The sequence below is a fragment of the Bradyrhizobium sp. NBAIM08 genome, from assembly GCF_020193935.1.
In the GTDB taxonomy this organism is placed as follows: Bacteria; Pseudomonadota; Alphaproteobacteria; order Rhizobiales; family Xanthobacteraceae; genus Bradyrhizobium; species Bradyrhizobium yuanmingense.
On sequence record NZ_JADYVR010000006.1, the window covers coordinates 504,665 to 524,207 of the forward strand.

Below are 19,543 nucleotides of genomic sequence, written 5' to 3' on the forward strand. Positions count from 1 at the left end.
GTCATTCTCCGAGAGACTTGCCGTTGATCGCATAGCCGTTGTCGGCCGCAGTCGCGCTGGCCGCCAAATCGTGCTCCGACCGGCCGAACGTGTAGACGCGATAGAGTGGCTCGCCCTGCTCGACGCGGTCGCCGATCTTCTTGAACAGGCGGATGCCTGCGCCCTTGTCGAGCGGCGCGCCGGCGGTGCGGGCGAGGCGGTTCAGACGCAGGCAGTCGATCGCGGACACGATGCCATCATGCCTCGCCTCGACGTCGAAGCTGAGCGGTCCGAGCTCGTTGCTGCATGTCGAGGGGCCCTGTGCGTCGATGATCTTCTGCATCTGCTGCAGTGCCGCGCCGCTATCCAGCAGTTCGCGCGCCCGGGCATAGCCGGCCCCGCCGCGCAGCTTGGGATCGTATTCCAAGAGATGGGCGGCGAGCCGGAGCGACTTCTCGCGCAGATCGCGCGGCGCATCCTTGTCATTGCCGAGCACCGCCATGACGTCGTTGGCCTCCAGCACCGGCCCGATGCCGTTGCCGATCGGCTGGCTGCCGTCGGTCGTGATCACCTCGACCGTCCGGCCGAAGCGGTCGCCGACGAATTCGAACAGCTTTCGCAGCCGCATGGCCTCGACGCCGCCGGTGACCTTCGCGGTCGGCCCGACCGGAATGTCGATCAGCAGATGGGTCGAGCCTGCCGCGATCTTCTTGGACATGATGGACGCGACCATCTGCTCGCGAGTATCCAGGCTCAGCGGGCGCTCGACCGAGATCAGGACGTCGTCGGCCGGCGACAGGTTCACGTGCCCGCCCCAGATCAGGCAGCCGTTGCAGGAGGAGACGATCGCCTTCATCTCCTCGACGGAGATATTCACCCGCGCCAGCACCTCCATCGTGTCGGCGGTGCCGGCCGGCGAGGTGATCGCGCGCGAGGAGGTCTTCGGGATCGGCAGGCCATGCGCGGCGACGATCGGCACCACCACCATCGAGGTGCGGTTGCCGGGGATGCCGCCGATGCAATGCTTGTCGACGACGACAGGGGTCGGCCAGACCAATTGCGTGCCGGCCTGCGCCATGGCCCCCGTGAGGGCGAGCAGCTCGTCGCTGGTGATGAAGCTCGCCGACCCGATCAGGAAGGCGGCGATCTCCATGTCGGAGTAACGATAATGGGCAAGGTCGCTGATGATCGCGCCGATCTCGGCCTGGCTCAGAGTTCGTCCGCGGATCTTCGCACGCACCGCTTCCAGGCTCTCCGGAGGCGAGGCGGGCCTGACCGTGACCTCCGTTCCGACCGCTTCGGCGAAGCGCCGGAACGCAGGCTCGGAGAGGCCGATCTCGTCGGGAGCCGCGAGCGTATCGTCGTCCGTGATCAGCAGGGTCGCCAGCAGAACCTTGCCGCCCTGACGAAGCTCGACGCGGCTGAAACCGCGGAAGATCTCCGCGCGCAGCGCCTTGGAGCGCCTCGAGACGACGACGACGTTCTCACGGCCGGTGTCGAGGCGGACGCGGCGGATCTTCAGTTGGGAATGCGGAAGGTCTGGATGCATGGACGGGCCGGCAGCAGGGAGTCGGACCTCCATGCTTAGACGTCGCCGTCCCGATGCTGTTGACCCAGATCATGGCCCGCCGCTCCGGCGGGCAGCCGCTGCGCAGGCCGTTGGCCGGCGGTTACTTCATCGCCGTGCTGACCGAGTTGAACTTGTTGTTGAGCAGCGCAGCGCCCGTGCTGTTGACGATGGTCACGATTGCCAGAGCGATCCCTGCGGCGATCAGGCCGTACTCGATTGCGGTTGCGCCATTCTCATCGGCAAGGAAGGACCTAAGCAGACGCATTGCCAACTCCTGTTCATCCGATCCGATGGATGGTCGCGTCGTTATCGGACTTGCAAATCGATCGAATAAATCTTCGAGCGCGCCAAAACGCGGCGATCGCACCTTACCTCGTACGACGGCATTCATTAAATTAGGGTTCCGTCGATCCGTTCAAATGAAGTCAAACCGACAGCCTGTTGCATTGCCCCCATTGGCTTGGCCGCTTAACCGATTGTTGAGCCTGTTCGTCAACGAATAGGCAAGGATGTCTCGATCGCGCTCATCCGCGCCGGCCGTCCGCATTCAGCGCCCGCAACATCGCGATGCGGGCGAACATCACCCAGCCGCCGCCGGTCTCGGCCGCATTGATCAAGGTCTCGATCGCGGTCTGCCAATGCGCCTCGTGCTGGGCGTCCTCGGGCAGCTCCATGATGTAGTCGGCGGCTTCTTGAAGCGTGAACAACTTGCGCTTGTTGCTCACGCGGACGGGATCGTCGAACGTCGTCGACCAGGGCATGTCAGGCCGGCCGATCGGCGAGGAGAGACATCACGGCGTGATCGCGGGGCGTGGTGCTGTCAGCCGGCCTTCTTTGCCCGCGCCGGCGCGCGCACCGGCTTGTCGGCGGCCTTCTTCGGCGTGGTCGCAGCCTTCGCCGCAGCGTCCTTGCCGCCCTTGCCTGATATCGGCAGCAGCATCTCGCGCTGGCCCTCGACGCGCTTCTTCGGCTTCTTGGCCTTGGTGTCCTTGGCGGTCTCCTTGTCCGTGTCCCTGGCGACCTTCGCCGCGGGGGCCGCGTCCTTCTCGTTCGCGATGCTCTTCTTCAGCGCGTCCATCAAGCTGATGACGTTGCCGCCGGTCTTCGGTGCGGCCTTGGCGGTGATCGGCATGCCGCTGCGCTTCTTGTTGATGAGATCGATCAGAGCGGTCTCGTAATGATCCTCGAACAGCTCGGGCTCGAACGCGCCGGACTTCTTCTCGACGATGTGCTTGGCGAGGTCGAGCATGTCCCTCGTCAGCTTCACGTCCTGGATGTCGTCGAAATATTCCTTCTCGCTGCGGACCTCGTAGGGGTAGCGCAGCAGCGTGCCCATCAGCCCGTTCTCGAGCGGCTCCAGCGCGATGATGTGCTCGCGGTTGGTCAGCACCACGCGGCCGATCGCGACCTTGTCCATGCTGCGGATGGTCTCGCGGATCACCGCATAGGCGTCGTGGCCGACCTTGCCGTCCGGCACGAGGTAGTAGGGGCGGATCAGATAGCGGTTGTCGATGTCGGCCTTGGGCACGAACTCGTCGATCTCGATCGTGTGGGTGGAATCGAGCGCGATGTCGTCCAGCTCGTCCTTGGTGACCTCGATATAAGTGTCGGTGTCGACCTTGTAGCCCTTGACGATGTCCTCGGACGTCACCTCGTCGCCGGTCTCGGCATCGACCTTGAGATACTTGATGCGGTGGCCGGTCTTGCGGTTGATCTGGTTGAACGAAACCTTCTCCGTATCCGAAGTGGCCGGATAGAGCGCGACCGGGCAGGTCACGAGCGACAGACGCAGAAAACCCTTCCAATTGGCGCGGGGGGCCATGGGCTACTCCAGACGCAACAGCGGACAAGCTTTGAGGATACCATCGCCCAGTTGCGAATCATAGCAACCGCCGGCGCGGAATCTTGCAACGGCGTTAATCGCCGCCTGCGCCGTGTTTGCTGGACCGGAACATCGCCCGAGATGACGCGTTGCCCCGGCAATTCATCGCCGAGGAGGTCGCGGCCATCCGACGCGACAGCCACAGATCGAGGTCACCATGGCAACCAGGCGAGAGCAGAACCGGATCGTCGAAACTCCGACCGAGGCACGCCAGGGCGAGCCCGGACCATCGGTGGCGGCGCTGCTCGCCATCTCGACCGGGCTTGCGATCCTGATCCTCGCCGTCGTCTGGTTCGTGTTCTTCCGGACCTGACGGCCGGATCAGCACGCCGGCACCTTCCGGCTCGCCGCGCGATGCGGCACGTTGCGCCCACCATGCCACCGGCTCCTCCGGCGGCATGGTGGGCGCAGTCGCATTTGCGCGCGCCGGGTCGTATATGACCAAAAAGTAACGTAGCCCGGTTCCCTGCGTTCATATTCAGTTCACGCCGGAATTGCTCATCTGTGGCGGTGTTCATGTCGCCTGTTCTTGCAGCCTATCCTTGGAGAGAAGCGTGCGCCTGCTCGTTGTTGAGGACGACCCCGATCTCAATCGCCAGCTCACCAAGGCGCTGACCGACGCCGGCTATGTCGTCGATCGGGCTTTCGACGGGGAGGAGGGGCACTATCTCGGCGACAACGAGCCGTATGACGCCGTGGTGCTCGATATCGGCCTGCCGAAGAAGGACGGCATCTCGGTGCTGGAAGCCTGGCGCCGCAACGGCCGCACCATGCCGGTCCTGATCCTCACTGCACGCGACCGCTGGAGCGACAAGGTGCAGGGCTTCGATGCCGGCGCCGACGACTACGTCGCAAAGCCGTTCCACCTCGAGGAGGTGCTGGCGCGCATCCGCGCCCTGCTGCGCCGCTCCACCGGCCATGCCCAGAGCGAATTGACCTGCGGCCCGGTTACGCTCGACACCCGAACCGGCCGGGTCAGCGTGTCGGGCAATCCCATCAAGATGACCTCGCACGAATATCGGCTTCTGGCCTACTTGATGCACCATTCCGGGCGGGTGGTCTCGCGCACCGAGCTGGTCGAGCATCTCTACGACCAGGATTTCGACCGCGACTCCAACACCATCGAGGTCTTCGTCGGCCGCATCCGCAAGAAGCTCGACGTCGACATCATCCAGACCGTCCGCGGCCTGGGCTATCTCCTGACCCCGCCGCCGGCCCCGGGCGCCTGAGGCGTTCCGGCCTTTGAAGTATCTTGGCTTGACGGGAGGCCGAACAGGGCCCTTGGTCCGGTCATGACGTCCGACCACCTGCCATCCTGCGCCGCCCGGGATCATTCCGATGGCCGCTAGCTCGCTTGCGAACCGACTGTTCCTGTCGGCGACCGCCTGGCTCGTGGTGATCCTGGCCATCACAGGCGTGGTGCTGTCGTCGGTCTACAAGAACGCCACCGAGCGCGCCTTCGACCGCCGGCTCAATCTCTACCTGCGCACCCTCATCGCCGAGGTCGCAACGCCCGACGAGCCGCCGGATCGCCAGTTCCAGTCGCTTGGCGAGCCCCTGTTCGACCTGCCGCTGTCCGGCTGGTACTGGCAGATCACGCGGACCGACACCGAAAAGCCGGAAGTGCGCTCCTCGCGCTCGCTTTGGGACAAGAAGCTACCGAAGCTCGAAGAGCAGGGTGCCGAGCTCACCGCCGCCGGCATCCGCCTCGGCTATGTCGACGGGCCGGAAGGGCAGAATCTGCGCATGGTGGAACGGCCGGTCGATCTCGGTGCCGACGGCAAATTTCTGGTCAGCGTCGCCGGGGACGATACCGAGATTTTCGACGAGACACGCAGCTTCGACTACTATCTCGGCGGCACCTTCACGGCGCTCGGCATCGTGCTGCTGCTGACGACCGTGTTCCAGGTCCGTTTCGGCCTTGCACCGCTCAAGCGCATCTCGGACGCGATCGCCGACATCCGCTCCGGGCGGGCGGAACGGCTCGAGGGTGAATTCCCGGTCGAGATCGCGCCGCTGGCGCGCGAGACCAACGCGCTGATCGACGCCAATCGCGAGATCGTCGAGCGGGCGCGCACCCATGTCGGCAATCTCGCTCATGCGATCAAGACGCCGCTTTCGGTCATCGTCAACGAAGCCAGCGCGCATGCCGCCGATCCGTTCGCGGAGAAGGTGATGGAGCAGGCGGATGTGATGCGTGATCAGGTCGCCCATCATCTGGAGCGCGCCCGCATCGCGGCACGGGTCTCGGTGGTCGCGACCGTGACGGAGGTGGCGCCTGCCATCGAGGGACTGCGGCGGACCATGGAGAAGATCCATCGCGACCGCGGCATCGTGGTCGAGGCCAAGGCCGATCCATCCGCCAAGTTCCGGGGCGAGCGGCAGGATCTCGAGGAGATGGTCGGCAATCTCGTTGACAATGCCTGCAAATGGGCGGCCTCGCGCGTCCTCATTGATGTCCTCGTCGAGCCGCCACAGCGGGCCGGCGCCGGCCCGCGTTTGCGGGTCATCGTCGACGACGACGGCCGTGGCCTGTCGGAAGCCGAGCGCGCCCAGGTCGCCCGGCGCGGCAAGCGCCTCGACGAGTCCAAGCCCGGGTCGGGACTGGGGCTGTCGATCGTGACCGACCTCGCGGCCCTCTATGGTGGCAGCCTTTCGCTCGGCAGCGCCCCGACTGGGGGTCTGCGCGCCGAGCTGGTTCTTCCCGGGCTATAATCCCTTGTTTCGACGACAATTTCCGGCGCAGCTGAGGCTCCTCGAGCGAAGCATGGGAGGCATTCGAGGCAGCTTCCTAAACGGCTTCTTAAGTGGGGACCCCCTATGATCACGCCGGACCCATCCCATGTCCGCCATTTTACCGTGCATTACCCGGGCGCATGAGCCAGACATCGATCGAGCGGCTGAGGGAATATCTCGCGCAGCTCCCGCCGCAGTCGCAGGCACTGCTGATGCGGGAGTTCGAGCGTGCGCTGGAGCGCGGCCAGGACACGGCGGTGGCCACCCTCGTGCTCGAGCAGCTGCGCAAGATCGTCCGCAAGAGCGAGGCCGACGAGGCTTTGCCGCCGCGCACGGACGATCTGTCGCGGCTCCTATTCCAGGTGTTGGAACCGTTCCTCATCGAAGCGGGCACTCCTGTCAGGGCCGGCCAGATTCGCCGCTCCTCGCTGCAGCCGATCTGGCAGTGGCTTGGCCGTGACGGCGCACCGGACAAGGTGAACGAATTCGAGGCGGCGCTGGCGCGCATGCCGGCGGACAGTGCTGGGCAGGTCGAAGCCCTGGCGCAGAAGCTTCAGGCGGTGGCCGCGGACGCCATCTTCGAGCTGACGGGGCCGGGCGGCGGCGACAAGTCGCGAGCGCTGGCCCGGGTCGGACCGCCCAACGTGATCGAGGATCTCTATTCGATCGGTGCGGTGCTCCAGGTCCGGGACGCCATTGCGACATTGAACGAGAAATTGCCGCGCACCTTGCGGGCCTTCGGGGATTCCCAGATCGCCTCGGTGACGTCGGCGCTCAACATTCCGGCACTTCAGACGCCGCAGATGCTGCCTTTCGCCTTGTCGATCGTCGTGCAGCGGATGACCGCGCCCTGGCAGATCATCCGCCTTGCGGTCAAGATAGCGGCGTCCGATGACGAGATCCGCGTCGCGGCGACGCCCTACGGTATGGCCGTCACGATGGCCCTGCACGATTTGTCCTGCGTCGCCGCGGTCCTGCGCATGGACATCAAGCGCGGCCATTTCGACAATGTCGCCGGCAACCTCAAGACGCTGCACGACGGCGTGCGCGGACTGCGCACCGAGCTCGACCTGCGCAACGATTCGACCTGGGGCAAGCAACTGACGTCGATCCGGGCCGACATCTCCAATGCGCTGCAGTCCGAGATCGACAGCGTTCCCGGCCGCGTCCGCCGCATCCTGCGCCAGCGCCCCGAAAAGGACATTCCGCCGGGCGCGCGGATCGACAGCACCGAAGTCGAGGAAACGGTGGCACTGATCGACTTCGTCGCGACGTGCCGCAACTATGCGAGCGAGCTTGCGATCAACGAGGTGACGCTGCGTACCTTCTCCGATCTCCAGCAATATGTGGAACGGTCGACCGAGCAGCTGGTGCAGTCGCTGCGTGCCGCCGATCACAAGGTCCGCACCTATCGGCAGCAGCAGGTGCAGGCCGCGATCCGCTTCTGCCAGGTGCTATTCGGCGACGATTACGCCTCATTGATGAGCCGGGCCGCCGAAAATGCACTCACGGGCGAGCGCAAATCGTCGCGCGCAGGCTGATCGGCGCGCATTTTTCCTGATCACAATTTTAAGTTGACGACGCCGATGGCGCACCGTACTTTCGCGGTGCAAGTCTGGAAATTTCCATCTGTAGGCGCATGAAACCGGTCATCAGCTCGATTGAAATTGAGAACCGCGTCATCGTTGCCAAGTATCAACGGCTGATGGTTGGAGCCAAGGTGGTGCTGGTCGAGAAGGCCAGCGATCGGCAGCTGCCTGAGACCGCCACCAGGGTTGCATCTCGGGTTCCGGTCGGAGCGCTGCGCATCAGATTGCCGGATGCAATCAAGCCCGGAACATACTTCCTGAAGGCCTTCGACGGGCACGGCGAGCAGGCCGCGCAAAGTATCGACTTCGAGATCGGCTAAGCCGTTGGATTTTCACCTTTTCGGCACTACATGCGGTTGCGCCGCCTTGACAATTGTCAATTGCCGCATCGTCCGGCCGTGGTGTAAAGGCACCTACAGGCGCGGTTCGGGCGCCGCCGGAAGCTTGCCAGATGACGCTATGGTTCGTGTTCGCGCTGATGACGGTCGCGGCGATTTTCGCCGTGCTATTGCCGCTTGGCCGCACCAGCCGCGCGCAGGATCAGGGCAGCGAGGTCGCGGTCTACAAGGACCAGCTGGCCGAAATTGAGCGTGATCTCGCCGCAGGGTTGATCTTGGCGCCGGAGGCGGAGGCTGCGCGCGTCGAGGTCAGCCGCAGGCTGCTCGCGGCGGCGGCCAGCGAGCCGGCAACGGCGCCGAAGTCGAACCTCAAATGGCGCCGTGCGGCGGCCGTGCTGGCGCTTGCCGGACTGCCGCTCATCGCGGCCGGCGTCTACATGCCACTCGGCTCGCCCCGGCTGCAGGACTTTCCCCTTGCGCAGCGGGAGCGCGGGGGTGGCATGGCGCAGTCGCTCGAGAACCTCGTCGTGCAGGTCGAGCAGCATCTTGAGAAGAATCCGACGGACGGGCGCGGCTGGAACGTGCTCGCGCCGGTTCTGGAGCGGCTCGGCCGCTTCGACGACGCGGTGCGCGCCTATCGCAACTCGCTCACCTACAATGGCGAAAGCGCGGAGCGCAGGTCCGATCTCGGCGAAGCGATCTCGGCTGCCGCCGGCGGCGTGGTGACCGCCGAGGCCAAGGCCGAATTCGAGCGCGCACACGCCTTGAACGCCGACGATCCCAAGGCGAATTACTTTCTGGGCCTTGCCGCCGAGCAGGACGGCCGCAAGGACGACGCGGCCAATATCTGGCGCGCGCTGCTTGCGAAAGCGCCTGCGGATGCGCCGTGGCGTGCCCTGGTGCAGTCCTCGCTGGCGCGGGTCGGTGGGGGCGGCACGCTGCCGGCGCTGTCCGACGAGACGATTGCTGCCTCCAAGGACATGGCCGAAACCGATCGCAACGCCATGGTGCGCGGCATGGTCGATCGTCTGGCGACGCGGCTGAAACAGAACGGCGACGATGTCGAGGGCTGGCTGCGTCTGGTGCGCGCCTATCTGGTGATGGGCGAGCGGGACAAGGCAATGGGCGCTTCGGCCGATGCCCGGCAGGCGGTTGCCAGCAACGCCGAGCGGCTGCGCCAGCTCAACGAAGGCCTGAAGACTCTCGGGATCGGCGGATGATTTCGGGACGACAGATGCGGAGAACGGATACGCCATGACGCGCAAGCAGCGACGTATGACCATCATCGGCGGATCGCTCACCGTGCTCGCGCTCGCGGCCGCGCTGGTGCTCAACGCGCTGCGCGACTCCATCGTGTTCTTCTCGACCCCGACCATGGTCGCCGAGAAGCATGTCGAGCCCGGCAAGCGGTTTCGCCTCGGCGGCCTGGTGCAGCCCGGCTCGCTCCAGCGCGGCGACAATCTTGCGGTGACGTTCGAGGTCGCCGACGGCAACGCCAAGCTGCCGGTCGCCTTCAAAGGCATTCTGCCCGATCTGTTCCGCGAAGGGCAGGGCGTCGTCGCGGAAGGCGCACTCGATGCCAACGGCGTGTTCAAGGCCGATACCGTCCTTGCCAAGCACGACGAGACCTACATGCCCAAGGACGTCGCCGATGCCCTGAAGAAGCAGGGGCACTGGAAGGACGATTACGGTACCCAAGGTTCCGGCACCCAAGCTTCTGGCGCTGCCACCCCCGCGGCGACGACCGCGCAGGGCAATCCGCAGGGAGCGGTGCGGTGATCGCGGAATCAGGACATTACGCGCTGGTGCTGGCGCTCGCCCTCGCACTGATCCAGTCCGTCGTGCCGCTGATCGGCGCGCGCCTTGGCGACGCCGCCCTGATGAATGTGGCGCGCTCGACCGCACTGGCGCAGCTGCTGTTCGTCGGCGCCTCGTTCACGGCGCTGGTGATGCTGCACGTGAACTCGGATTTCTCCGTCGCCAACGTCTACGAGAATTCCCACTCGATGAAGCCGCTGCTCTACAAGATTACCGGCGTGTGGGGAAACCATGAAGGCTCGATGCTGCTGTGGGTGTTGATCCTCGCGCTGTTCGGCGGCTTGGTCGCCAGCTTCGGCAATAATCTGCCGCTCTCGCTGCGCGCGCATGTGCTGGCTGTGCAGGCCTGGGTCGCCAGCGCGTTCTACCTCTTCATCCTGATGACATCGAACCCTTTCCTGCGCATCGCCAGCCCGCCGATCGAAGGACGCGATCTCAATCCCGTGCTTCAGGACATCGGTCTCGCCGTGCATCCCCCGATGCTCTATCTCGGCTATGTCGGCTTCTCGATCTCGTTCTCCTTCGCGATCGCGGCGCTGATGGAGGGACGGATCGATGCGGCCTGGGCGCGCTGGGTGCGGCCCTGGACGCTGGTCGCCTGGATCTTCCTGACCCTCGGCATCGCCATGGGCTCGTACTGGGCCTATTACGAGCTCGGTTGGGGCGGCTGGTGGTTCTGGGATCCGGTGGAGAACGCTTCGCTGATGCCCTGGCTCGCCGGCACCGCGCTATTGCATTCGGCGCTGGTGATGGAGAAGCGCAACGCGCTGAAGGTCTGGACCATCCTGCTCTCGATCCTGACCTTCTCGCTGTCGCTGCTCGGCACCTTTCTGGTGCGCTCGGGCGTCATCACCTCGGTGCACGCCTTCGCCACCGATCCGACCCGCGGCGTGTTCATCCTCTTGATCCTGTGCCTGTTCATCGGCGGCAGCCTGTCGCTGTTCGCGGGCCGCGCCACCTCGCTGAAGCAGGGCGGCCTGTTCGCGCCGATCTCGCGCGAGGGCGCGCTAGTGCTGAACAATCTGCTGCTCACCGTGGCCTGCGCGGTGGTGCTGTTCGGCACGCTCTATCCGCTCGCGATGGAGATGCTCGCCGATTTCAAGATGTCGGTCGGCGCACCCTTCTACAATCTGAGCTTCGCGCCGCTGTTCGCGCTGCTGCTGCTCGCGGTGCCGTTCGGGCCGATGCTGGCGTGGAAGCGCGGCGACCTGCTCGGCGTGATGCAACGTCTGCTCGCGGCCGGCGTTGCCGGACTGGTCGTGGTCGCCATCGTCTGGGCCTGGGTGCGGGGCGGCAGCGCGCTGGCGCCGCTCGCGATCGGCCTCGGCGTCTTCGTCATCGCCGGCGCGGTCACCGATCTGGTCGAGCGGACGGGCCTGGTGCGCCTGCCGTTCGCAACGGTGCTGCACCGGGCGCGCGGCCTGCCGCGCTCGGCCTGGGGCACCGCGTTCGCGCATGCCGGCCTCGGCGTTGCGCTGATCGGGATCGTCTGCGAGACCACCTGGAACAGCGAATACATCGCGACCATGAAGCCGAACGAGACTGCCCATGTCGCCGGCTACGATCTGAAGCTCGACGGGCTATTTCAACGCCAGGGCCCGAACTACCGCGAGATGATCGCAGAGTTCAAGATCAGCCGCGATGGCGAGGCGGTCACGGTGATGACGCCGTCCAAGCGCAGCTTCACCACCCGCGGCTCCTCGACGACGGAGGCCGCGCTGTTGACCAGCGGCGCGAGCCAGCTCTACGTCTCGCTCGGCGACGCCACCGCCGAAGGCGCCATCGCCGTGCGCATCTATCACAAGCCGCTGGTTCTCCTGATCTGGTGGGGACCGGTGCTGATGGCGTTCGGCGGCGTGCTCTCACTCTCCGACCGCCGTCTGCGGGTCGGCGCGCCGAAGCCGGCGCGGGCCAAGCAGCGCCTCCAGCCCGCGGAATGACCCGATGCGCCGGATGATGGCCGCGTTCATCGCGTTGGTGTTGCTGGCTTTGCCGGCGGGCCACGCCGTGCAGCCCGACGAGATCATGCCGGATCCGGTGAAGGAATCGCGCGCGCGCGAATTGTCGCGCGAGCTTCGCTGCATGGTTTGCCAGAATCAGTCGATCGACGATTCCGATGCGCCGCTGGCACGCGATCTCAGACTGCTGGTGCGCGAGCGCATCGCGGCCGGCGACAGCAATTCGCAGGTGCTCGATTTCCTGGTGGCGCGGTACGGCGAGTTCGTGCTGCTCAAGCCGCGCTTCGAGCTGCAGACCCTGCTGCTGTGGCTGCTCGGGCCGGTGCTGCTGATCGGCGGCGGCCTGGCGCTGTGGCTGCAAATCCGCCGCCGCTCGCGAACTGGTGTGGACGTACCGGCACCGCCGCTCACGCCCGACGAGAAGGCACGGCTCGCGGCCTTGATGTCGGACGAACCCAAATCGCCCTGAAGCCGTCTACGTCGTGCCACGCAGTGCGCGGCAACGGCTGCGTGGTTCATGCTAAATTGACCTTTGTCTGGAAGCTTGTCGCGAGATTTGATTCCAGCTCCTGAGTCCCCCGATGTTCGCGAACAGCAATCTGACGATCCGCTTCCTGGTCGGCGCCGTCGTCGCTGCGTTATTGTTCCTGCTTGGCATCGGCGGCGGCACCGGCTTCATCGCGGTCCTCTATCTCAACAACGAGATCACCAGCCTGTCCTCGAACTTCGCCGCGCTGAGCGGCCCGGCGCGCGACCATGCCATGCAGATCTACCAGCAGGCGCAGACCGCGTTTTCTTATTTCCTGGTCGCCTGCGGCGTGATCGCCGTCGTCGCTTTCGCGATCTGCTTCACCACCTGGTTCGCCGTGCGCAACGGCATCCTCAATCCCCTCGCGGCCATCGTGCATGCCATGCGCGAGGTTGCCGACCAGAAGTTCGAGACATCAGTTCCGGGGCTCGGCCGCACCAACGAGATCGGTCTGCTCGCCGGTGCGCTGGAGGTGTTCAAGACCAACGGCATCGAGCGGCGCCGCCTCTCCGAGCAGCAGCTGCATGAAGCGCAGCACCAGGCCGAGCGGTCGAAATTCCTCGATAACAGGATCAAGCGCTTCAACGATCTCGTCGCCAGTGTCGTCGCCAGCGTTGCGTCATCGGCCGTGCATCTGAAGACCAACGCGGAGACGCTGTCGCGGACCGCCAACGACACCAGCACCAAGGCCAATGCAGTCGCGAGCGCGGCGAGCCAGGCCAGCGCGAGCGTGCAGACGGTTGCAGGGTCTGCCGAGGCGATGACGAACTCGATCGGCACGATCAGCCGCCGCGTCACGGACGCGACCCAGCGCGCCGAAGGCGCTGCAAGCCAGGCGGAGAAGAGCCGCGATACCATTCACACGCTGTCGGATGCCGCCGAAAAGATCGGCGAGGTCGTCCAGCTCGTCCAGGCGATCGCATCGCAGACCAATCTCCTGGCGCTCAACGCCACCATCGAGGCGGCACGGGCCGGCGAAGCGGGCAAGGGGTTTGCGGTGGTCGCCTCGGAAGTGAAGAACCTGGCGCATCAGACCAGCAAGGCGACGGAGGAGATAACCTCGCAGGTCGCCAGCATTCAGGGCATCACCGCGGAGACCCGCGGCGCGATCGACGGAATTTCCAGGACGCTGTCGGAGATCTCGTCGATCATGTCGGGCATTGAGGTCGACACCGCCCAGCAGCGCAACGCCACACAGGAGATCACGCGCAGCGCCCAGGACGCCGCGCGCGGAACCCTCGACGTCTCCAACCATATCGTCCAGATCACCTCCACCTCGGCCGAGACCGGCCGCATGGCGGCCGAAGCCAGGGATTCGGCCGTCGATCTGTCGCGGCAGGCCGAGACCTTGAAGCGCGAAGTCGACGAGTTCATCGTCAGTGTCAGGGCGAGCTGAGGGCCAGAATTCGCGCCTGCCGCCTTGTCGGGGAACTCGATTAAGTTCCTGTAAGACCACGATTTTTGGCCTGTGCTAAACTGCCGCATCGGCCTCGACCATCATTACGAAAGTTTAACCCCGCCGCCAGCGCGCGGTAAGGCGGGAGTCCCCATCTTCAGGTCCGCAAGGTGCCGGCATCCGGCACCAACAGGAATTCAGGGCTCTGGAGATTTCCGCATGAACGATCGTATCGACCTTTCGAACCTCCCGTCCTACCGGCAGCCGCGCCGGTCGGTGTTTTCCGCGCGCAAGCTCGCGCTGATGGCTTCCGTCGTCGCCGGTCTCGGCGCGGCCGTCTATGGCTTCAGCCCGTCGACCTCGCCGGCCGACCTGTTCTCCAGCCCGGCGCATGCGCAGGTCAACAACGAGGTCCGCAAGGTCGAGCGTCCGGTCGGATTCGCCGACGTCGTCGAGCGCGTGAAGCCTTCGGTGATCTCGGTCAAGGTCAACATGAAGGAGAAGACCGCGAGCAATGACGACGGCGACGATTCCTCCTCGCCGTTCCAGCCGGGCTCGCCGATGGAGCGCTTCTTCCGCCGCTTCGGTGGTCCGGATGGTTTGCCCCCCGGCCTGAAGGGCGGCCGTGGCCGCGTCGTGCAGGGGCAGGGCTCCGGCTTCTTCATCTCGGCTGACGGCTATGCCGTGACCAACAACCACGTGGTCGATGGCGCCGACAAAGTCGAGGTTACCACCGACGACGGCAAGACCTACACCGCCAAGGTGATCGGCACCGACCAGCGCACCGACCTCGCGCTGATCAAGGTCGAAGGCAGCACGAACTTCCCGTTCGCCAAGCTCGCCGACAGCAAACCGCGGATCGGCGACTGGGTGCTCGCGGTCGGCAATCCCTTCGGTCTCGGCGGCACCGTGACCGCGGGCATCGTCTCGGCGAGCGGCCGCGACATCGGCAACGGCCCGTATGACGATTTCATCCAGATCGACGCGCCCGTGAACAAGGGTAATTCCGGCGGTCCGGCCTTCGACACCAACGGCGAGGTGATGGGCGTCAACACCGCGATCTACTCGCCCTCCGGCGGCAGCGTCGGCATCGCGTTCTCGATCCCGGCCAACACCGTCAAGAGCGTGGTTGCGCAGCTCAAGGACAAGGGCTCGGTCAGCCGCGGCTGGATCGGCGTCCAGATCCAGCCCGTCACCTCCGACATCGCCGACAGCCTCGGCATGAAGAAGGCCGAAGGCGCGCTGGTGGCGGAACCGCAGGCCAACGGTCCGGCGGCAAAGGCCGGTATCGAGTCCGGCGACGTGATCACCGCGGTCAACGGCGACCCCGTCAAGGATGCCCGCGAGCTCGCCCGCACGATCGGCGGCATGGCGCCCGGCGCGTCCGTGAAGCTCAATGTGCTGCACAAGGGCCAGGACAAGGTCGTCAACCTCACCCTCGGCCAGTTGCCGAATACGGTCGAAGCCAAGGCCGATACCGACAAGGACAGCGGCAAGGGCGCCAGCAAGGGCACCGACGTGCCGAAGCTCGGCATGACCGTTGCGCCGGCCAATTCCGTGGCCGGTGCCGGCAAGGAAGGCGTCGTGGTCACCGAGGTCGATCCGAAGAGCGCGGCGGCCGAACGCGGCTTCAAGGAAGGCGACGTGATCCTCGAGGTCGGCGGCAAGAGCGTGGCGACCGCCGGCGAAGTCCGCGACGCGATCAACGCGGCGCGGACCGACAACAAGAACAGCGTCCTGATGCGCGTGAAGAGCGGCGGCCAGTCGCGCTTCGTCGCGGTGCCCATCGCCAAGGGCTGAGGCCTTCAGGAGGCCTACGAGATGAAGGGTACCGCCGGCATCAGTCGCCCCCGCCGCCGGTGCCCTTCGGGGAAGCAGCGCAACGCTGGCTTCCCTCATCTACCTTCCGGTGGAATTACGCCCCCCTCCGTCGGAAGGCCTAGGGCGGTGAGGTCCCCCCAGCTTCACCGCCCGCCTTTTTCCCCGCTTCGAGCCTCTCCTGCTCGGCTTGCATGCGGTCGCCGCTCGCGCCATGTTTAGAGAAGGTTGACCTCCTTGACCGCCGCCGAACGCACGATGCGCCTCCTCATCATCGAAGACGACCGTGAATCCGCCGATTACCTCGCCAAGGCGTTTCGCGAAGTCGGACACATCGCCGACCACGCCGCCGACGGCGAGGAAGGCCTCGCCATGGCAGAGAACGGCGAATACGACGTGCTGGTGGTCGACCGCATGCTGCCCAAGCGCGACGGGCTGTCGCTGATCGGCGCATTGCGCGACAAGGGCAATACGACGCCGGTGCTGATTCTCTCCGCGCTCGGGCAGGTCGATGACCGCATCAAGGGTCTGCGCGCGGGCGGCGACGATTATCTGCCGAAGCCCTATTCCTTCGCCGAGCTGCTGGCCCGCGTCGAAGTGCTGTCGCGCCGCCGCGGCGGTCCCGCCGAGGAGACGCTTTATCGCGTCGGCGATCTCGAGCTCGACCGGCTCTCGCATCGCGTCGCCCGCGGCAAGGACGAGCTGACGCTGCAGCCGCGCGAATTTCGCTTGCTCGAATATTTGATGAAGCACGCCGGCCAGGTGGTGACGCGCACCATGCTGCTGGAGAACGTCTGGGACTATCATTTCGATCCGCAGACCAACGTCATCGACGTGCACATCTCGCGGCTGCGCTCCAAGATCGACAAGGGCTTCGAGCGCCCGCTGCTGCACACGATCCGCGGCGCCGGATACATGATCCGTGACGGCATGAGATAGGGCGTTCGGCGTCGATCTACGGCGCGCCTGCAATCATCGGCTGCGTCTTCATTTGCACCGCCGTCCGAGGGTTGCGGGCGATACTGGCCTAACGCCTCGTCCGATGGCAAGAATATCCGACGTGTGGTAGTGGACGTTTCACCGGGGTGAATCCGTCCACGATCAGGAAGGATATTCAAGCTTGCAAGTCGCCGCCTTCCCGTCCGACCGAGCTGAAGAGATCCTCGTGTCGGCTTCCAAGCTGTTTGCCCGCCATAGCTATGCGAATGTGACGATGGAGCAGGTCGCAGCATCGGTTCGATCGGTGCCGGGAGCGCTGTACCACTACTTCCGCGACAAGGAAGACCTGATCTTTCACTGCTACCTGCGCGGTCTTGCGATCTACAGGCACGAAATCGAGACGGCGGCCGAACCCGGGATAGACGGGCTCGAAATCGTCAGGCGCTTCATAAGAGCCCGGCTGCGGCCTGAAGGCCAGCGCATGATCCTGTTCTCCGACATCGATGCACTGGCTGCGTCTTACAGCAAAGACGTGCATGCCAGGCGCTGGCAGAATGCCGCGCTGCTCGCCGACTTTCTGAAGCGTGGCATTGCCGACGGCTCGATTGCCTGCGAGGAGCCGCTCCTTACGGCCGTCGCCCTCATCTCCATCCTGGATTGGGTTCCGTTCTGGTTCTCCGAGCGCGACTATTATTCGCGCCAGCAGGCGATTGATGCCATTGACGACATCATCACGCATGGGGTGTATCGGCGTGAGATTGCCTTACCGGACATGCCTGAAGCGCCGAGCCTGGCACCATTTCTCCAGTCCCGCTCGAAATTGAACAAGCGCGCCGCGAAGCTGGACAGGATGCTCTCGATTGCTTCGGACAGTTTCAATCGAAGGGGCGCGTCCGGTACGTCGCTCGAGAGCATCGCGGCGGAGGCAGGCATGACCCGCGCCGGCATCTATTATCATTTCAGCGAGAAGGAGCGCCTCTTGCTGGCTTGCCTGCGAAGAGGTCTGGGCGGTGAGATCGGGATTCGAGAATATTTGCAGGACCTGAGGCTCGGGGCGTTCGATTACGTCGTCCAGAGAGTCCGCCTGTTGTTGATGCTGCACGATACCCCTTGCGGCCCGAAGGCGACCTACCACAACATCAACTATCTCAACGACGTTGACCGCAAGCACTATGTCAGGCAGGTGCTCGCAACGATCCAGCAGGACCAGAGAAACCACCAGTGTTGGATCGACGAGGGATACTTCCGCAGCGTCGACACTTACTTCGCCGAACGCGTTCTGACTGGAATGGGCCACTGGTACCCGATCTGGTTCAGGGACGAGCGGAGCTGGTCTCCGATGCAGATTGCCGATTATTTTTCGCGGCTGTTCCTTTTGGGGCTCAAGCCCCGTCGGGGAGTGGTATAAAGCAACCAATCTGAGACCCTGATCGCGCTCTTCATCCTTTCCCGTTCGGACTTGATGTCAGCCGCAGATTGAGCGCGGCTTTGATCCCAAAAGTTGCCTGTGAATTCAATATTCCGGACGGCGCGCGGCAATCTTCACGTTGAGGCCGCAATTACTTCTTGCACCAAAACTTTACACAGTATTCAATATTGGAGTAGCGAAGAGTGGGCGCGACCGACGTTGTGAGTCAGCTTCGATCGCCAAGGACAAGAACATACAAAAGGGAGAAGGCCAGGATGCACAAGCTCGCAATTGCTGCGGCGGCAGCGCTGACGATGCTCGGAGGAGCGGCATTCGCGCAGGAAACAATCAAGTTCGGCTACATCGATCCGCTGTCCGGCGGTGGCGCCAGCATCGGTGAAGGCGGCTTGAAGACGTTCCAGTATCTGGCTGACGAGATCAACGCCAAGGGCGGCATATTGGGCCGCAAGATCGAGATTCTGCCTCTCGACAACAAGACCAACCCGCAGGAAAGCCTGGTGCAGGCGCAGAAGGCCATCGATGCCGGCGCCCGCTTCATCACGCAAGGCAACGGCTCGTCGGTCGCCGCAGCGCTGTCCGACTTCGTTACCAAGAACAACACGCGCAATCCCGGCAAGGAAGTGCTCTACTTCAACTATGCCGCCGTAGATCCGAGCCTGACCAACGAAAAGTGCAGCTACTGGCATTTTCGCTGGGATGCGAGCTCCGACATCAAGATGGAAGCGCTCACCAGCTACATGAAGGATGTCCCCGCGATCAAGAAGGTGTACCTGATCAACCAGGACTACTCCTTCGGCCAGTCGGTGCGTGCGGATGCGCGCAAGATGCTGGGCGCCAAGCGGCCCGACATCCAAATCGTCGGTGACGAACTGCATCCGCTGTTGAAGATCACCGACTTCTCGCCTTATATCGCCAAGATCAAGGCTTCGGGCGCCGATAGCGTCGTGACCGGCAACTGGGGCCAGGACATCGCACTGCTGCTCAAAGCCGCGGCGGACGCCGGCCTGAAGGTCAATTGGTACACCTACTATGCCGGCGGCGCTGGTGGTCCGACCGCAATCAAGCAGACCGGTCTCGACCATCAGGTCTTCCAGATCACCGAGGGCTTTGCCAATTCCGGCCACCAGCCGGCGATGGACTTCGAAAAGACCTTCCGTGCCAAGGTCAACATGTCGCTTTGGTATCCGCGCGCCGTCAACGAGATGCGCATGTTCAAGGCCGCGGCCGAGAAGGCCAACTCGCTCGACCCGGTGAAGGTCGCGGCTGCCCTCGAGGATCTCAAGTTCGAGGTGCTGGATGGCGGTGAGGGCGTCATGCGCAAGGACGATCACCAGTTCTTCCAGCCGATCTACATCTCCTCCTTCGGCAAGCTCGCTGCAGACGAGCCGTTCGACGAGGAAGGCACCGGCTGGGGATGGCATCTGGTTTCCAAGATCGACACATCCAAGACGATGGTTCCCACAACCTGCAAGATGACCCGGCCGTAAGCCTGGAATAGCTTTGCCTTCCCGCAGCCGACAGCGGCTCGCGGGAAGGTTGCTGCTCGCATCCGGACCGACTTC

The 19,543-nt window shown here is 64.6% G+C and carries 18 protein-coding genes; 14 read left to right on the plus strand and 4 right to left on the minus strand.

Annotated elements, in window-relative coordinates; all coding sequences use genetic code 11:
- Window position 1 precedes the first annotated feature (1 nt).
- From I6F37_RS23250 to I6F37_RS23265, 4 genes are all read right to left on the minus strand, one after another.
- Window positions 2-1,528, minus strand: coding sequence for a thymidine phosphorylase family protein (locus tag I6F37_RS23250; RefSeq protein WP_036005935.1), 1,527 nt, complete (start codon window positions 1,526-1,528; stop codon window positions 2-4).
- Window positions 1,529-1,649: 121 nt separating this feature from the next.
- On the minus strand, window positions 1,650-1,814 hold the full coding sequence (locus I6F37_RS23255; protein ID WP_036005811.1) for a Flp family type IVb pilin: 165 nt from the start codon (window positions 1,812-1,814) through the stop codon (window positions 1,650-1,652).
- A gap of 259 nt (window positions 1,815-2,073) precedes the next feature.
- The gene (locus tag I6F37_RS23260) at window positions 2,074-2,310 is read right to left on the minus strand and encodes a hypothetical protein (RefSeq protein WP_036005807.1); all 237 of its coding nucleotides are present in this window, start codon (window positions 2,308-2,310) and stop codon (window positions 2,074-2,076) included.
- Window positions 2,311-2,369: 59 nt separating this feature from the next.
- Window positions 2,370-3,371, minus strand: a complete 1,002-nt coding sequence (locus tag I6F37_RS23265) for a Ku protein (RefSeq protein ID WP_036005804.1) — start codon at window positions 3,369-3,371, stop codon at window positions 2,370-2,372.
- Window positions 3,372-3,588: 217 nt separating this feature from the next.
- Between I6F37_RS23265 and I6F37_RS23270 the strand changes: the two genes are divergently transcribed.
- From I6F37_RS23270 to I6F37_RS23335, 14 genes are all read left to right on the plus strand, one after another.
- A complete protein-coding gene (locus tag I6F37_RS23270; RefSeq protein WP_167361642.1) occupies window positions 3,589-3,744 on the plus strand; it encodes a hypothetical protein in 156 nt (51 codons plus the stop codon).
- Window positions 3,745-3,985: 241 nt separating this feature from the next.
- Window positions 3,986-4,660 (plus strand): response regulator transcription factor, encoded by a 675-nt coding sequence (locus tag I6F37_RS23275; RefSeq protein WP_036005801.1) that lies wholly within the window; start codon window positions 3,986-3,988, stop codon window positions 4,658-4,660.
- 109 nt (window positions 4,661-4,769) lie between these two features.
- Window positions 4,770-6,146, plus strand: coding sequence for a sensor histidine kinase (locus I6F37_RS23280; protein ID WP_036005798.1), 1,377 nt, complete (start codon window positions 4,770-4,772; stop codon window positions 6,144-6,146).
- 161 nt (window positions 6,147-6,307) lie between these two features.
- The gene (locus tag I6F37_RS23285; protein ID WP_036005795.1) at window positions 6,308-7,708 is read left to right on the plus strand and encodes a hypothetical protein; all 1,401 of its coding nucleotides are present in this window, start codon (window positions 6,308-6,310) and stop codon (window positions 7,706-7,708) included.
- Window positions 7,709-7,806: 98 nt separating this feature from the next.
- Window positions 7,807-8,076, plus strand: a complete 270-nt coding sequence (locus I6F37_RS23290) for a hypothetical protein (protein WP_036005792.1) — start codon at window positions 7,807-7,809, stop codon at window positions 8,074-8,076.
- A gap of 131 nt (window positions 8,077-8,207) precedes the next feature.
- Window positions 8,208-9,314, plus strand: coding sequence for a c-type cytochrome biogenesis protein CcmI (gene ccmI / locus I6F37_RS23295; protein WP_036005789.1), 1,107 nt, complete (start codon window positions 8,208-8,210; stop codon window positions 9,312-9,314).
- Window positions 9,315-9,348: 34 nt separating this feature from the next.
- The gene (gene ccmE / locus I6F37_RS23300; protein ID WP_225152790.1) at window positions 9,349-9,873 is read left to right on the plus strand and encodes a cytochrome c maturation protein CcmE; all 525 of its coding nucleotides are present in this window, start codon (window positions 9,349-9,351) and stop codon (window positions 9,871-9,873) included.
- Window positions 9,870-11,852 carry a heme lyase CcmF/NrfE family subunit gene (locus I6F37_RS23305; protein ID WP_225152792.1) on the plus strand — a complete coding sequence of 661 codons (1,983 nt, stop codon included), beginning with the start codon at window positions 9,870-9,872 and terminating at the stop codon, window positions 11,850-11,852. Before ccmE ends, I6F37_RS23305 begins: the two co-directional genes overlap by 4 nt.
- 4 nt (window positions 11,853-11,856) lie before the next feature.
- Complete coding sequence (locus I6F37_RS23310; RefSeq protein WP_225152794.1) at window positions 11,857-12,339, plus strand: cytochrome c-type biogenesis protein; 483 nt, start codon at window positions 11,857-11,859, stop codon at window positions 12,337-12,339.
- A 112-nt stretch (window positions 12,340-12,451) separates the two neighbouring features.
- Window positions 12,452-13,795 (plus strand): methyl-accepting chemotaxis protein, encoded by a 1,344-nt coding sequence (locus I6F37_RS23315; protein ID WP_036005777.1) that lies wholly within the window; start codon window positions 12,452-12,454, stop codon window positions 13,793-13,795.
- Between the two features lie 219 nt (window positions 13,796-14,014).
- Entirely contained in the window at window positions 14,015-15,595 is a 1,581-nt protein-coding gene (locus tag I6F37_RS23320; RefSeq protein ID WP_036005773.1) for a Do family serine endopeptidase, read from the plus strand.
- Between the two features lie 276 nt (window positions 15,596-15,871).
- The gene (locus I6F37_RS23325) at window positions 15,872-16,552 is read left to right on the plus strand and encodes a response regulator transcription factor (RefSeq protein ID WP_036023302.1); all 681 of its coding nucleotides are present in this window, start codon (window positions 15,872-15,874) and stop codon (window positions 16,550-16,552) included.
- A gap of 181 nt (window positions 16,553-16,733) precedes the next feature.
- Entirely contained in the window at window positions 16,734-17,960 is a 1,227-nt protein-coding gene (locus I6F37_RS23330; protein ID WP_162131158.1) for a TetR family transcriptional regulator, read from the plus strand.
- A gap of 275 nt (window positions 17,961-18,235) precedes the next feature.
- Window positions 18,236-19,468 carry a branched-chain amino acid ABC transporter substrate-binding protein gene (locus I6F37_RS23335; RefSeq protein WP_036005770.1) on the plus strand — a complete coding sequence of 411 codons (1,233 nt, stop codon included), beginning with the start codon at window positions 18,236-18,238 and terminating at the stop codon, window positions 19,466-19,468.
- The last annotated feature ends 75 nt before the right edge of the window (window positions 19,469-19,543 follow it).

Excerpts from the sequence above, each read along its gene's own strand:
- I6F37_RS23250 (WP_036005935.1), bottom strand. The coding sequence starts at position 1,528 with ATGCATCCAGACCTTCCGCATTCCCAACTGAAGATCCGCCGCGTCCGC.
- I6F37_RS23255 (WP_036005811.1), bottom strand. The coding sequence starts at position 1,814 with ATGCGTCTGCTTAGGTCCTTCCTTGCCGATGAGAATGGCGCAACCGCA.
- I6F37_RS23260 (WP_036005807.1), bottom strand. The coding sequence starts at position 2,310 with ATGCCCTGGTCGACGACGTTCGACGATCCCGTCCGCGTGAGCAACAAG.
- I6F37_RS23265 (WP_036005804.1), bottom strand. The coding sequence starts at position 3,371 with ATGGCCCCCCGCGCCAATTGGAAGGGTTTTCTGCGTCTGTCGCTCGTG.
- I6F37_RS23270 (WP_167361642.1), top strand. The coding sequence starts at position 3,589 with ATGGCAACCAGGCGAGAGCAGAACCGGATCGTCGAAACTCCGACCGAG.
- I6F37_RS23280 (WP_036005798.1), top strand. The coding sequence starts at position 4,770 with ATGGCCGCTAGCTCGCTTGCGAACCGACTGTTCCTGTCGGCGACCGCC.
- I6F37_RS23285 (WP_036005795.1), top strand. The coding sequence starts at position 6,308 with ATGAGCCAGACATCGATCGAGCGGCTGAGGGAATATCTCGCGCAGCTC.
- I6F37_RS23290 (WP_036005792.1), top strand. The coding sequence starts at position 7,807 with ATGAAACCGGTCATCAGCTCGATTGAAATTGAGAACCGCGTCATCGTT.
- ccmI (WP_036005789.1), top strand. The coding sequence starts at position 8,208 with ATGACGCTATGGTTCGTGTTCGCGCTGATGACGGTCGCGGCGATTTTC.
- ccmE (WP_225152790.1), top strand. The coding sequence starts at position 9,349 with ATGACGCGCAAGCAGCGACGTATGACCATCATCGGCGGATCGCTCACC.
- I6F37_RS23310 (WP_225152794.1), top strand. The coding sequence starts at position 11,857 with ATGCGCCGGATGATGGCCGCGTTCATCGCGTTGGTGTTGCTGGCTTTG.
- I6F37_RS23315 (WP_036005777.1), top strand. The coding sequence starts at position 12,452 with ATGTTCGCGAACAGCAATCTGACGATCCGCTTCCTGGTCGGCGCCGTC.
- I6F37_RS23320 (WP_036005773.1), top strand. The coding sequence starts at position 14,015 with ATGAACGATCGTATCGACCTTTCGAACCTCCCGTCCTACCGGCAGCCG.
- I6F37_RS23325 (WP_036023302.1), top strand. The coding sequence starts at position 15,872 with ATGCGCCTCCTCATCATCGAAGACGACCGTGAATCCGCCGATTACCTC.
- I6F37_RS23335 (WP_036005770.1), top strand. The coding sequence starts at position 18,236 with ATGCACAAGCTCGCAATTGCTGCGGCGGCAGCGCTGACGATGCTCGGA.